Below are 12,757 nucleotides of genomic sequence, written 5' to 3'. Positions count from 1 at the left end.
TCATGGCCCGCCTCTCGGTCGTACTGCTGCTGGTCGTCGCCACCGCTCTCGTTCTGCGGTGGCGGCGTCCCGCCTGGTACTGGATAAGCTTCGGGGTCGCCCTCGCCGCGCTGCGGGTCTTAGTCCGGTACGCGTCGGTCATGGACGCCTGCGGTCTGACGGTCCCGCCCGCGCGCTGGCGGCTCGCACTCTCTCGCATGACCGACCGCCCGGCCCCCGAGCCACGCGCCCCGCGCATCCTCCGTCTTCGACCGACCCGTACCGGGCTGGCCCTGCGGCTCAAACTCCGTCCCGGCCAGGACGCTTTCGATGTCTCCGCCGCCACCGATCGGCTGCGGCACTCCTTCGGGATGTACGGCGTCACCGCCCGGGAGATCCGCTCCGGGGTCGTCGAACTGCGGATGACGGGCTACGACGTGCTCAAGCGCGTGCAGATGCCCGCCAAGCTCGACCGCGCTCCGATGCGTGTGCCCGTCGCACTGCGCGAGGACGGGTCGGTCCACTACCGGGACTACCGGACCGTCCCGCACGGACTCACGATCGGGGCCACCGAGTCGGGCAAGTCCGTCTACCAGCGCAACCTGGTGGCCGGCCTCGCCGCCCAGGACGTCGCGCTCGTCGGCATCGACTGCAAGCAAGGCGTCGAGCTGTTCCCGCTGGCCTGCCGCTTCTCCGCCCTCGCCGACAACCAGGACACCGCCCTCGATCTGCTCGAAGCCCTGGTCTCGCATATGGAGTCCGTCTATCAACTCGTCCGCGAGGAACAGCGCATCAGCGTGAACGTCCCCGACGCGGAGATCGCGGCCGACATCTGGGATCTGGCGGAGGACCTGCGTCCCACGCCCGTCGTGGTCCTGGTGGACGAGGTGGCCGAACTCGCGCTCTTCGCCTCTAAGGAGGAGGAGAGGCGCCGGGACCGGATCATCACCGCGCTCGTCCGCCTGGCTCAGCTCGGCCGCGCTGCCGGCATCTACCTGGAGATCTGCGGCCAGCGCTTCGGCTCCGAACTCGGCAAGGGCATCACCATGCTTCGAGCCCAGCTCACCGGCCGTACTGTGCACCGCGTCAATGACGAGACCAGCGCCAACATGGCCTTCGGCGACGTCTCCCCGGACGCCGTACTGGCTGCCATCCAGATACCCGCAGACGCCCCCGGCATCGCGGTCGCCGGTGACTCGACCGGTGGCTGGTCACGCATCCGCGCCCCGCACACCTCGCTCCGCGAAGCGGTCAACCTCTGCAACAAGCACGCCGACCGCACGCCGGACCTGCCCGCGCTCGCGCCCTTCCGGCCCGTCGTCGCCCCGTCGGCTTCCGGTGCCGTATCGCTCACCAAGGCGTCCACCGCGACTGCCTGACCCTCCCGCTCCAAGGTCGGCGCTACCTCGATGTGCCGGGTCCCTACGCCCTCCATGCCAGATCCCGGAAGGAGAACCGTCATGGGACGCATCCGCCCGGACGCCGTCCTCGTACAAGCCGTCATCGCCGGAGCGCTCTCCTTCGCCCACCTCCACGACCTGGCCGCCGCTGCCGGACAGGACGGCTGGAAGGCATGGGCCTACCCGATCAGCGTCGACCTCCTGCTGGTCGCGGCCTGGCGACGACTCCGCAACGACGGCCCGTCCCGGCTCGCCTGGAGCTGGTTCGTGATCGCCCTGGTGGCCTCGCTCGGTGCCAACGTCGCGACCGCCGGATTCCTCGACCTCCGGCACCCGCCCGCCTGGCTCCGCTTCGGCATCGCCGGGTGGCCGGCGCTGGCCTTCCTCGGCGGGACCCTCCTGGCCCACACCCGGAGCGCGGTGGAAGCCGCCGATCCCAGCCCGCCAGCCGACGTGACTCCGGCACCCACTCCCGTACCGGATCCGGTCGCGGCCGCTGAACCTGCGGTCAGCCCGCACGAGTTGGACGCTGCCAATCTCCCCGCGGCTGAACCACCCAGCGAACCGCCCTTGCCGGCGCCTGCACCCATCCCGGCCGCACTCCTCGCCCACGCCCGCAAGGTCGCCGACGAGCACCACGCCCGGACCGGAGACCAGATCGACACCGACACCCTGCGGGCCCGCCTCGGCGTCCCGCCCCAGCTCGCCGACTCCATCGCCGCCCAACTCACCTGACCAGCAAGGAGAACCACCATGCCTGCCCGCGACCACTTCCACTCCGTCATGCGAATCGGCCCCGTACAGATCGGCACCTACCGCGACCGCCACGGCCGCACTAAGCACGCCGCCGTCTGCACTGCCGACAGCTGCGGCTGGTCCGCCGACTTCTCCAGCCGCTCGGCCGCCCAGCTCGCTGCCCGCACCCACCGCTGCATCGTCCGCTGACCGACTGAGGAGACCCCATGGACGTCCCGCTCTGGCTCGCCCTGATCGCCGTCGGCTACCTCGGCATCAAGCTCATCCGCCCGCCCTGGTGGCTCGTGGCTGTGTTCCTCCTCGGCGGCTACCTCCTCGCGGACAGCCTCCTGGCCCCCGCCATCAACACGGTCGTCAAGTAACGCCCACAGAAGGGAGATCCACCATGTTCCGCCCCAAGATCCCGACCAACCCGACGCCCACTGGGCTCGTCGCCCCGTCCGCCGTCGAACCGATCGCCACCGTGCAGCACACCCCGCCGCCGCCCACGGTCGCTCAGCCCTCGACTCGCCCCGCGGTGCAGCTCACGCCCGGCACCGCGCTCGCCCTCGTCGGCGGTGGCACAGCCGTGGTCCTGGTCGTCGGCGCCGTCCTGGTCTCGATGCTCCTGGCGGTCGCCCTCATCGGGGCGTCCCTCGCCGTCTGCGCGGTCGTCCTCCGCTCCCTGCTCGCTCACGGGCGCACGCACCGCTGACCGGCCCCCGGGCGGCCTCAACCGCCAAGTCTCCGCCGCCCGGGAGCCGTGCTCCTGTCCGAACCACAGATCCGGAAGGAACCCCCATCATGACCGACCGCACCCGCCTACGCGGGAGGTCGCCCGTGTCGGACGCGCTTCTCGAGCCGACCACCCTCGGCGACCTGCTGAGGGTGGCCTCGGCCCCCGACTACGACCGTTGGGCGGACCAGATTCACCGCACCGGCGGCTGCTCCGACCCGATCCACCTCACCGGCTGGACCCTCACCAAGGACCGCATGTCGGGCGAGACCCTGCACCACTACTCGACCGCCTCCGAACCCGGCGGACGCCTCCGCCTCGCCTGTGGCAACCGCCGTGCCTCCCGCTGCCCCGCCTGCGCCTGGACCTACGCCGGGGACACCTACCACCTCATCCGCGCCGGCCTGGCCGGAGACGACCGCCGCGCCATCCCAGCCGCCGTCCGAGACCACCCCCGCGTCTTCACCACCCTCACCGCGCCATCCTTCGGCCCCGTGCACAATCGCCCCGACCGAGGTGTCTGCCGCTGCGGCACACAGCACCGCACGGACGATCCGGCGCTCGGCACCGCCCTGGACTCCGAGACGTACGACTACGCCGCCGCCGTCCTGTTCAACAACCACGCGGGCGACCTCTGGCAACGCTTCACCACCCGCCTCCGCCGCGAACTGGCCGCCCGCGCCGGCCTCACCCAACGTGGCCTCAAGGAATCCGCCCGTCTCTCGTACGGCAAGGTCGCCGAGTTCCAGAAGCGCGGCGCCCTCCACTTCCACGGGGTGATCCGCATCGACGGACCGGACGGGCCCGGAACACCGCCGCCGTCCTGGGCGAGCGTCGACCTGCTGACCGATGCGATCCGCGCCGCCGCCGCGCACTCCTACACCTCGGTCACGGCCCCGGCCGCCGGGGACCAGCCCACCCGGACCTTCCGCTGGGGCACGCAACTGGACGTGCAGCCGGTCAAGGCGTTCGGCGACGGCTCCGACATCACCGAGCAGGCGGTGGCCTCCTACGTGGCGAAGTACGCGACCAAGGCCGCCGAGACCACCGGCACTCTGGACCGGCGCATCGGCGACCTCGCCGACCTGGACGGCCACCAGGTCCCCGACCACACCCGCCGTCTGATCACCGCGTGCAAAACCCTGAACCCGCTCTACCCGGACCGTCGCCTCTGGGCCTGGGCTCACATGCTCGGCTTCCGCGGCCACTTCTCCTCTAAGTCCCGCCGCTACTCGATCACCCTCGGCGAGCTCCGTGCGGCCCGCGCCGACTTCCGCGCCGCCCAGGAACGCGAAGCCCTCGGCCTCGAACCCCCGGAGCCGAAAAGCGTCCTCGTCCTGACTGACTGGCAGTACGCCGGCCACGGCCACACCCCCGGCGAATCCGCCCTTGCCACCACCATCGCCCGCGACATCCAGACCAACCGCGAGACCGCACGCGGAGCACGCGCTGACCTCCAAACCGACGAAGGAGACGACTGGTCATGACCACCGCCGTGATCGAGAGGAAGTGGCACACCACCGCCGAAGTCGCGCAGATGCTCGGCTACGGCCTGTCCAAGACCAAGATGCTCGTGCTCACCGGCGAGATCCATTCGGTCAAGGACGGCCGCAACCGCCGCATCCTGCCGCGCTGGGTGGATGAGTACGTAGAGCGCCTGGCCCGTGAGGCTGAAGCGGAGTGGTCGGCATGAGTGGCAAGCGCGGCAACGGCGAAGGCTCCATCTACCCGTACAAGAACGGCTTCGCCGCCTACGCCTGGGTGACCACCCCGGACGGCAAGAAGAAGCGCAAGTACGTCTACGGCAAGACCCGCGAAGAGGTCCACGACAAGTGGATCAAGCTTCACGCGGAAGCGAAGAACGGTCCGGTTGCTACTCGACACCGCACGGTCTCCGCCTTCCTGGCGTACTGGCTTGAGTCCATCGTGAAGCCCAACCTCGCACCCCTGTCGTACGTCTCGTACGAGGGCTGCGTTCGGCTCTACATCGCTCCCCACCTCGGCACGAAACGGCTGGATAAGCTCACTGTTCGGGACGTGCGCGAATGGCTGACCAAGCTGACGATCACTTGCCAGTGCTGTGCCCAGGGGAAGGACGCCAAGAGAGCTCCCAGCCGCCGGCGCTGCTGCGCTGCCGGAGAGTGCTGTGAGGCGTATGCATCCCGCCGGGTGATCCAAGCCGCTCGCGACGCGCTGCGGGCCGCCCTGACGCATGCGGTCACCGAGGAAGAGATCGGGAAGAACGTCGCCGCCCTGGTGAAGGTGCCCAAGCCTCGGCGCCGCCGTATCAAGCCATGGTCCGCCGTTGAGGCCGGTCAGTTCCTCGCGGACGGCGTGACCCGTGAAGACCCCCTGCTGGCGGCCTGGGTGCTCGTACTGTGCCTCGGGCTCCGCCGCGGGGAGGTGCTGGGCCTCACCTGGAAGTCCATCGACTTCGAGGCAGGTGAGCTGTACGTGGACCACCAGATCCAGCGGGCAGGGCGTCAGATTCTCCACCGGGAGACCAAGACGGAGGACTCAGACGACTTCCTGCCGCTGCCCGCGCTCTGCCTCAAGGCTCTCCGTATACGCCGTGCTCAGCAGATCGGGGACCGGAAGGCGTCCGCTGATCTCTGGCAGGACAGTCGCGGGCTGGTCTTCACGACGAAGTACGGCACCCCGATCGAGCCGGGGAACCTCACTCGTATGTTCGCTCTCCGCACCCGTCGCGCCGGCCTCCGTGTCATCCCGTTGCGGAACACCCGGCACACCTGCAGCTCGCTCCTGGTCGCCCTCGGCGTCCATCCGAAGGTCGCTCAGCGGATCCTGCGGCACTCACAGATCGCGATGACGATGGAGGTCTACGCCGAGGCGAGTGAGGAAGAGGTGCGCTCGGCTCTCGGCAAGCTCTCGGAAGCGATGGGCGGCACCGGTTAGCCCGGTTGCTGTACTTCGCTGCTGTACGGCACGACAAAGCCCCCGTCCGGGTTACCCGGCGGGGGCTTTGACCTGCTGTGCGCTCGGCAGGATTCGAACCTGCAACCTTCTGATCCGTAGTCAGATGCTCTATCCGTTAAGCTACGAGCGCTTGGCTTTCCGGCGGTTTTTCTTGCCGGTCGGCGTTGCGGGAACAACATTACATGACCTGTGCCGTGAGGCGAAATCCATTGCCCGCAGCACCTCTGACCTGCGAAAACGCTCCCCTGGGGGACTTCGGGAGGTTAGTGGGGCCAGGGGGAGTCCTCGATGATCCGGACGAAGTTCGGGCGGGTGCAGTCCTCTTCGAAGCGGTCCAGGACGTCGGCCTTCACATTGCCGAAGGTGGTCCGGGGGCGGTGGGCCGGGCCGGCGTGGAAGGCGTGGAGGATGCGGCGCTTGAAGTCGGGGCGCGGGTGGGCGGCGACGACGGCCTCGCGGGTTTCCGGGGGAGCGTTTCGTAGCCGATGCCGATGACGTCGAGGTCGACGCCGGCTGTGACGAGCGCCACTTCGGGCCATGTGGTGGGGAAATTCCGGGGTGGTGTGCAGGGAGATGCCCTCCCGGATCAGATGGGCCCGGTCGGCGGGATGCCGCGGGCGGTCAGGAAGGCGCGGGCCTCATCGGCGCCGTCGAGCTCGAGCGCTGCTGGGAGGTGCGGAGCTTCTCGGTGAGACCGAGGCTGTGGAAGAGGGCTCCCACGTAGAGAAGCTCCGGGTCGAAGTCCAAGCCATGCCGACGGCCGTGCCGACGGCCGTGTGGGCGCCGAAGAGGTAGACCGGTGGGTGGCGCCCGGTGTGTGTGGGGGGGGCAGGGCGGGGGCGGGTTGCCCACAGGTGTGGACAGCGCATCGCCCCGGACCTTGGGCGCGGCGGTCGTCGGACCTTGGGCGCGGCGCGGGCCGGACGCGAGGGTGAAGCTGGGCGGGGCGGAGCTGAGCTGAGCTGGGGGGCGGAGAGGAGCCGAGATCGTTTCCGGGAGCTGAGACCGTTCCCGTTCCTGCGCGCAGACGGTTCCCGTACGCCTAGATCCCGTGCCCAGCCCAGGCGCCGACACCGACCCCGGCCCCGGCCCCGGCCCTGACACCGACACCGGTCCTGACCCCGGCGCCGGCCCCGGGCAGAGAAAATCGCCTCGCGCCGTACGGCGAAGATCGCTTCGCGGCCGGCGGGGAAGATCGTCCCGTGCCGCACAAAAAAGCGTTCAGGCCCCGGTCGGAGATGACCGGGGCCTGAACGAAGAGGAGCGGAGGCGGAGGGATTTGAACCCTCGATGGGGGGTAAGCCCCAAACCGCATTAGCAGTGCGGCGCCATAGACCGGACTAGGCGACGCCTCCACACACCCCACACGCGCATGCACGTTGTGGCGTGTCCAGATGATGGCACAGCTCCCAGGGCTGTCACCAATCGCCCCCTACGGTACTAGGCGCGCGGGCCACCCGGCAAAGACGTTCCTGCGGCGCAACGTCGGGGGCGGCAGCGCGTTAGAGGTGTCGGGGCCGTGGCAACTCGCGTTGTCGTGCGCCCCCGGCGTGTACGTACCGCGTACCGCCTCGCACTCGCCTCTCAGGAGCCTGTGATGCCGCACCGCCGGACGTCATCCCTCTTCGCCGCGGCCGCCAGCGCCGCCACCACGGCTGTGACCCGTCTCTCCGCCACCACTGCCGCCGCGGGCCGCCTCTCCACCACCACCGCCGTGTCCGTCGTCTCCGTCACCGCTGCGCTGGCCCTGGCGGCGCCCGTCGCCTCGGCCGCTCCGATCCCGCTGCGGCACCACCGGTCCGGGAACGGCATCACCGGTGCGGGCCATCACGCCCTCGCCGGTCACCCAGCCATCGCGGGTCACTCCACCCTCGCCGACCCCCCAGCCGTCGTCGGTCACCCCGCCCTCGCCGGCCTCGGCGCCCCCACCGCCCCCCACGCCCTCACTGGCACCCACCCCCTCACTGCCGCCCCCGCCCTCACCGGTCACGGGCCTGGCGCCGGTCAGGGCGCACCGGGGCGCGACCACGCCGCCATCGACCACCTGACCGTCACCGTCCACGACTCCGGCTCGGCGGCCACCGACGGCACCTTCGAGCTGTACTGCCACCCCGGCCGCGGCAACCACCCTCACGTCAAGCGCGCCTGCAAGAAGTTGGACGGGATGACGATGTGGGGCAGGGACCCGTTCGCGCCCGTACCGCTGGGCACGAACTGCACGATGATGTACGGCGGCCCGGCCACCGCGCATGTCACCGGGACCTGGGCGGGGCGTCCCGTCAACGCGGATTTCCGGCGCACCAATGGGTGTGAGATCAGCCGCTGGGGCCGCTTCGAACCCCTGCTCCCCCCGACCAGTTCATGACCCGGTTCGTGCCGTAGTAGCGCGCCAGGTCAGGACGAGGGGCACATGTCGGGCGTGCGGTGAGTCGCACAGAGCCGTGGCATTACCTCCTCGTCATCCGCCTCCGCGCCAGGGGCAAGTGCCCGTAGACTCCATTCCAGCGATCCGCCACGGTGGGTCGGCAAGGTGCGGTAACAGGGAGGAAGCGTCGTCGTGAGCAGCAGGCCATCCCGAGGCGCTGCTCGCCTCGCAGCCATACTCGACGCCCTCCCCGACGCGCTGTTGCTCGTCAACTGCAACGGCACGGTCGTCAACGCCAACTCCATCGCGCTGGAGACCTTCGAGGCGCCGGGCACGGCCCTGGTGGGGCGCGGGCTGCTCGATCTGCTGCCCTCCTTCGACTCCAAGCGCATCCCGGGCTCCATGCGGCGCCGGGACGAGGACGTCGAGGGCGGCCGGACGAAGCCGACCCGTATGGTCGCGCGGCGTACGGACGGGACCGAGCTGCTGGTCGAGGTCACCAGCGCCAACCTGGAGGACGGCCGCACCCCGTACGAGTCCGCCTTCGAGGCCGCGTACGCCGATCACCGCAACGGCTATACGGGCAACGAGCTGCTGATGCTCGTCGTCCGTGATCTGACCGGGACGCTGGACACCGAGACCGAGCTGGCCCGCCAGCAGCGGCAGACCGAGATGATTTTGCGGGCCGCGGCCGAGGGTGTGGTCGGGGTCGATGCCGAGGGCAAGGTCGTGCTCGTCAATCCGTCCGCGGCGCAGATCCTGGGGTTCCGGGCGAGCGAGCTGGGCGGCAAGGAGCTGCATCCGCTGATCCACCACTCACGGGCGGACGGCTCGCCGCTGCCGTGGGAGGACACCCCGCTGGCCGACACGCTCAAGTCCGGGCGCAAGCACCGGGTGCGCGGGCAGGCGCTGTGGGCGAAGGACGGGCGGGCGGTGTCCGTCGATCTGACGACGGCGCCGGTGCGGGACGGCGATCAGCTCGTCGGCGCGGTGATGACCTTCACCGACCGCCGTGCCTTCGACGCGCTGGCGGCCCGGCACACCCAGCTGCTGGCGGTGCTCGACCAGGCACTGCGCGGGCCGCTGGAGGAGCTGAAGGGCGAGCTGGGCACGCTCGCCTCCGACCCGGCCGGGCAGCTGTGGCCCGAGGCGAACCAGATCCTGCACCACCTCGCGGCCGGCCACGCCCGGATGACGACGCTGGTGGACAACGTCCTGAGCTATCAGCGGCTGGACTCCGGCAAGGAGAAGCTCAACCGCACGAAGGTTTCGCTGGACGGGGTGGTCGCGGCCGGTGTGGAGGGCGCGATCGAGCTGATCGGTCCTGGCCGGGCGCAGTTCGCGGTGCATGCGCCGCCGATAGAGGCGACGGTCGACGCGGAGCGGATCGCCCAGGCGCTGTCCCATCTGATCGCGGATGTCGCGGGGGTGGACTCGACGGGCCGGATGTCGGCCGGTGAGGCTGCCGCGGGCGGGCGTTCGGGGCCGATCCCGGGTGATTCGACGATCGTGGTGGCGGCGGCCAAGCGCGGGGATGTCGTACGGATCGAGGTGCGCGGTCCGTACGGTGGCGGCGACCCGGTCCATGAGCCGATCGTCCGCGGGATCGTGCGGCAGCACGGCGGGCTGATGCAGACGCATGAGGTGCCCGGCGGCGGGCCCGGCGCGGGCGGCAGTTCGTATGTGCTGGAGCTGCCGGTGGCGGCGGACGGCACGACGGTGGACGGCGCGACCGGCGGCGCGGACCGGATGGACGGGCCGACCGGCAACGAGACGACGGTGATGCCGGTACCGGCCGCCCATGCGCGGGGCACCCGGGGCAACGCTGCGGACACGTCGGACGCGGCGGACACGGGCAACGGTGACCAGGGGCCGGATGGCGAGGGCCATGAGGGCGACGACGGCCACCCCGGCGGTGACGGTGGGTCGGGCGGTTCCGGCGGTTCCGGTCAGCCGCTGGGTGGCGGTGGTGCGGAGCACGGTGCGGCGGTGCCGGCCCAGGCGGGCGGGGCGCAGCCGACCGGCCGTCGGCGTGCGCGGCGTTCGGGCGCCGAGCAGGGCGCGCATCCGGGCGGGCCGGCCACGGCAGCGGGCGCGGGGCCGGAGTCCGGCACTCCGCACGGTGCCGTGGGCGACGGTCCGCAGGGTGAAACGGGTCCCGGGGCGGCCGAGGGCGGCCGGGGGGCGTATCCGCAGCACGGTGACGCCGCGCGAGGTACGCAGGGCGGGCGGCCGGCCGCGGACGGTACGGGGCTGCCGCCGGGCATGGCGGGGGCCGAGTCCGTACCGCCGTCGGGACGGCGCCGGGCCCGGCAGGGCGCCCAGGAGGGCGGCGGGCTGCCCGCGCTCCCTCCTGGAGCGAGTCAAGCGAGTCAGCCGTCGGGGCAGCAGCCCGGTAGCGGGCCAGCGGCAGGCGCGCAGGGCCACGGCCAGGCCGCCGCCGGGACGCAGGGTTCCGGGGCGACGCCTCCGGGCGGTGCGCAGGCGCCGGCCGCGGCGCCGGCCGCGGCGCCGGTCTCCGTGCCCGCAGGCGCGTCCGGATCTGCTCCGGTTCCTGCCGCCCGTCCGCAGATTCCGGGACAGACCCCGGCCCCGGGACAGCCGCACGTTCCCGGCCAGGCGCAGGCTCCGGTCGGGCCCCAGGGCCTCGGCCCCGTACAGCCGGGCGGCCGGCGGGCGCGCCGGGCGCTGGCCGAGGCGCCCGAGCGGACCGCGCAGGGTGAGCGGGGCCGGGCATCCACGGCCGCCTCCGGGGCGCAGCAGCAGGGTGGTGCGCGTACCGCCTTTGCGCTGCCGCCCGCCGCGGCGGACCGGACCCCGCAGTCGTCGGTGCCCGCGACCGCCGACCAGGTGCCCGCGCAGGCGGCCGGGCCGCAGGACGGCGGCGGCACGGGACGCCGTCGGGCGCGTCGGCCGGTGGCCGGCGGCCCGGAGGGTGCGGTGGCCGAGGGACAGCCGGGATACGAGCTGGAAGCAGCCGCCCACTCCGCTGGTGCGCAAGGAGAGTGGGACGGCGAGCCGACCGGCAGGCGACGGGCCAGACGGGCCGCGGCCGAGGAGCGCGCGGCGGCCGCGATGGCCGATTCCGAGTCGTCCGGCACGTTCGTGGCGGGCCCGGAGGGGCTGGTGGCGCAGCCCACCGAACCGGCCGAGTCCACGGGTACGGCCACCGGCACGGCGCCCGGGATCGCCCCGGCGCCGGACACTGCGTCTCCAGCGCCTGACGCGCCCCAGCCACCCCGCACACCTGTCGCGCCCCAAGACCCCCAGGAGCCCAACGCTCCCGCCCCCACCGGCCGTCGGCGCGGCCGCCCCAGCCCGGCCGAGGAGGCCGGGGGCCAGGCGCCCGTGCCCCCGCACGGCGGGCCCGCCGCCGCCCCGCACCGTCAGCCGCTGCCGCCCGCGGCCGAGGACGACGCGCACGCCGCGGGGCACTCCCACGGGCGGGCGTTCAGCGTGCGGACGCTGGGGCAGGGCGTGCCGTTCGCCCAGCAGATCGCCGACCAGCAGCGCCCGCCGGTGCCGCCCGGCAGCACCCCGCCCGGCGGTACGTCCGCCGGTTCGGGCCGCCGCCGTAAGCTCGCCGCGCCACCGCAGGAGAACGAGCGTGCGGCGGCCGCCGATTCCCTGCCGCCCGAGGCGCGTCCGCACCCCGGAGCACAGCAGCCTCAGCAGCCGCCCAGGCCACCGGCCCCGCACCAGGCCCCTGCCCAGCCCCCGGCGCAGTCCCAGCCGCAGCCGCGTCTGATGGATGCCGGCGAGGGCCGGGCCTTTGCCATCTCCGCGCCCGACGAGGGCAGCGAGGGCCCCGAACCGCTGGACGGTCCGAACGGCGCCATAGAGGTGATGGACCGTCAGCCGATGCCGATGGACGATGAGCTGCCGCCGGAGCCGCTGGACAATCCGCGTCGGCTGCTGGTCTGGCCGGCGCCGGATGTCGCCACCCAGCAGGCACTCAGCGACCGCGGCTACCGCCCGGTGATCGTCAACTCCCGCGAGGAGGTGGACGCCCAGATCGCCGCGTACCCGGCGGCGCTCTTCGTCGACCCGCTGACCGGGCCGATCACCCGCACCGCGCTCCAGTCGCTGCGCCAGGCGGCAGGGGCGGCCGAGGTCCCGGTGCTGGTGACCGCCGGTCTGGGGCAGGCCACCCGGGAGGCCGCATACGGCGCCGACCCGGCCGTTCTCCTCAAGGCGCTGGCCCCGCGCGACAGTGACGTCCATCCGCCGCGGGTGCTGCTGATCGAGCAGAACGACGACATCGCGGGCGCCCTCACCATGTCGCTGGAGCGGCGCGGGATGCAGGTCGCACGGGCCGGCGGCGACACCGACGCGGTCAATCTCGCGACGCAGATGCGGCCGAATCTGGTCGTGATGGACCTGATGCAGGTACGCCGCCGACGGGCCGGGATCGTCGACTGGCTGCGCGCCAACGGTCTGCTCGACCACACACCGCTGGTCGTCTACACCTCCGCCGACATGGACCCGGCGCAGCTGCCGCGGCTGGCCGCCGGCGAGACGGTGCTCTTCCTCGCGGAGCGCTCCACGAGCACCGAGGTACAGGCCCGGATCGTCGACCTGCTCGCCAAGATCGGGACGAACTGA

10 protein-coding genes and 2 tRNA genes are annotated in these 12,757 nt (G+C 72.2%); 10 read left to right on the top strand and 2 right to left on the bottom strand.

Annotated elements, in window-relative coordinates; genetic code table 11:
* Window positions 1-2: 2 nt before the first annotated feature.
* The 8 genes from IF67_RS0124080 to IF67_RS0124045 all read left to right on the top strand — a co-directional run bounded on the left by IF67_RS0124080 (window position 3) and on the right by IF67_RS0124045 (window position 5,766).
* Window positions 3-1,358: an FtsK/SpoIIIE domain-containing protein gene (locus tag IF67_RS0124080; protein ID WP_030988946.1), complete on the top strand. Its 1,356-nt coding sequence runs from the start codon at window positions 3-5 to the stop codon at window positions 1,356-1,358.
* Between the two features lie 81 nt (window positions 1,359-1,439).
* Window positions 1,440-2,114: a DUF2637 domain-containing protein gene (locus IF67_RS0124075; RefSeq protein WP_030988944.1), complete on the top strand. Its 675-nt coding sequence runs from the start codon at window positions 1,440-1,442 to the stop codon at window positions 2,112-2,114.
* A gap of 18 nt (window positions 2,115-2,132) precedes the next feature.
* Window positions 2,133-2,324: a mobile element transfer protein gene (locus IF67_RS0124070; protein WP_030988941.1), complete on the top strand. Its 192-nt coding sequence runs from the start codon at window positions 2,133-2,135 to the stop codon at window positions 2,322-2,324.
* 17 nt (window positions 2,325-2,341) lie between these two features.
* Complete coding sequence (locus tag IF67_RS43165; protein ID WP_107050285.1) at window positions 2,342-2,497, top strand: hypothetical protein; 156 nt, start codon at window positions 2,342-2,344, stop codon at window positions 2,495-2,497.
* A gap of 23 nt (window positions 2,498-2,520) precedes the next feature.
* Window positions 2,521-2,829: a hypothetical protein gene (locus tag IF67_RS0124060; RefSeq protein ID WP_030988939.1), complete on the top strand. Its 309-nt coding sequence runs from the start codon at window positions 2,521-2,523 to the stop codon at window positions 2,827-2,829.
* 89 nt (window positions 2,830-2,918) lie between these two features.
* A complete protein-coding gene (gene repSA / locus IF67_RS0124055) occupies window positions 2,919-4,337 on the top strand; it encodes a replication initiator protein RepSA (protein WP_030988937.1) in 1,419 nt (472 codons plus the stop codon).
* Window positions 4,334-4,543, top strand: coding sequence for an excisionase family DNA-binding protein (locus tag IF67_RS0124050; RefSeq protein WP_030988935.1), 210 nt, complete (start codon window positions 4,334-4,336; stop codon window positions 4,541-4,543). The genes repSA and IF67_RS0124050 overlap by 4 nt, the downstream gene beginning before the upstream one ends.
* Window positions 4,531-5,766 (top strand): site-specific integrase, encoded by a 1,236-nt coding sequence (locus IF67_RS0124045; RefSeq protein WP_030988933.1) that lies wholly within the window; start codon window positions 4,531-4,533, stop codon window positions 5,764-5,766. The genes IF67_RS0124050 and IF67_RS0124045 overlap by 13 nt, the downstream gene beginning before the upstream one ends.
* Window positions 5,767-5,844: 78 nt before the next feature.
* Here the strand turns inward: IF67_RS0124045 and IF67_RS0124040 are convergent.
* Window positions 5,845-5,917: transfer RNA gene (locus tag IF67_RS0124040), tRNA-Arg, on the bottom strand.
* A gap of 1,134 nt (window positions 5,918-7,051) precedes the next feature.
* Window positions 7,052-7,142, bottom strand: a tRNA-Ser gene (locus IF67_RS0124030).
* Window positions 7,143-7,384: 242 nt separating this feature from the next.
* On the opposite strand from IF67_RS0124030, the gene IF67_RS46010 reads away from it, so the two are divergent.
* Entirely contained in the window at window positions 7,385-8,152 is a 768-nt protein-coding gene (locus IF67_RS46010) for an SSI family serine proteinase inhibitor (protein ID WP_030988932.1), read from the top strand.
* A gap of 192 nt (window positions 8,153-8,344) precedes the next feature.
* Complete coding sequence (locus IF67_RS0124020; RefSeq protein ID WP_078889589.1) at window positions 8,345-12,757, top strand: PAS domain-containing protein; 4,413 nt, start codon at window positions 8,345-8,347, stop codon at window positions 12,755-12,757.

Source organism: Streptomyces sp. NRRL S-1813, assembly GCF_000719605.1.
Lineage (GTDB): Bacteria > Actinomycetota > Actinomycetes > Streptomycetales > Streptomycetaceae > Streptomyces > Streptomyces decoyicus.
This window is presented reverse-complemented; position numbering and strand designations above follow the sequence as displayed.

Excerpts from the sequence above, each read along its gene's own strand:
- IF67_RS0124060 (WP_030988939.1), top strand. The coding sequence starts at position 2,521 with ATGTTCCGCCCCAAGATCCCGACCAACCCGACGCCCACTGGGCTCGTC.
- IF67_RS43165 (WP_107050285.1), top strand. The coding sequence starts at position 2,342 with ATGGACGTCCCGCTCTGGCTCGCCCTGATCGCCGTCGGCTACCTCGGC.
- IF67_RS46010 (WP_030988932.1), top strand. The coding sequence starts at position 7,385 with ATGCCGCACCGCCGGACGTCATCCCTCTTCGCCGCGGCCGCCAGCGCC.
- IF67_RS0124080 (WP_030988946.1), top strand. The coding sequence starts at position 3 with ATGGCCCGCCTCTCGGTCGTACTGCTGCTGGTCGTCGCCACCGCTCTC.
- IF67_RS0124075 (WP_030988944.1), top strand. The coding sequence starts at position 1,440 with ATGGGACGCATCCGCCCGGACGCCGTCCTCGTACAAGCCGTCATCGCC.
- IF67_RS0124050 (WP_030988935.1), top strand. The coding sequence starts at position 4,334 with ATGACCACCGCCGTGATCGAGAGGAAGTGGCACACCACCGCCGAAGTC.
- repSA (WP_030988937.1), top strand. The coding sequence starts at position 2,919 with ATGACCGACCGCACCCGCCTACGCGGGAGGTCGCCCGTGTCGGACGCG.
- IF67_RS0124070 (WP_030988941.1), top strand. The coding sequence starts at position 2,133 with ATGCCTGCCCGCGACCACTTCCACTCCGTCATGCGAATCGGCCCCGTA.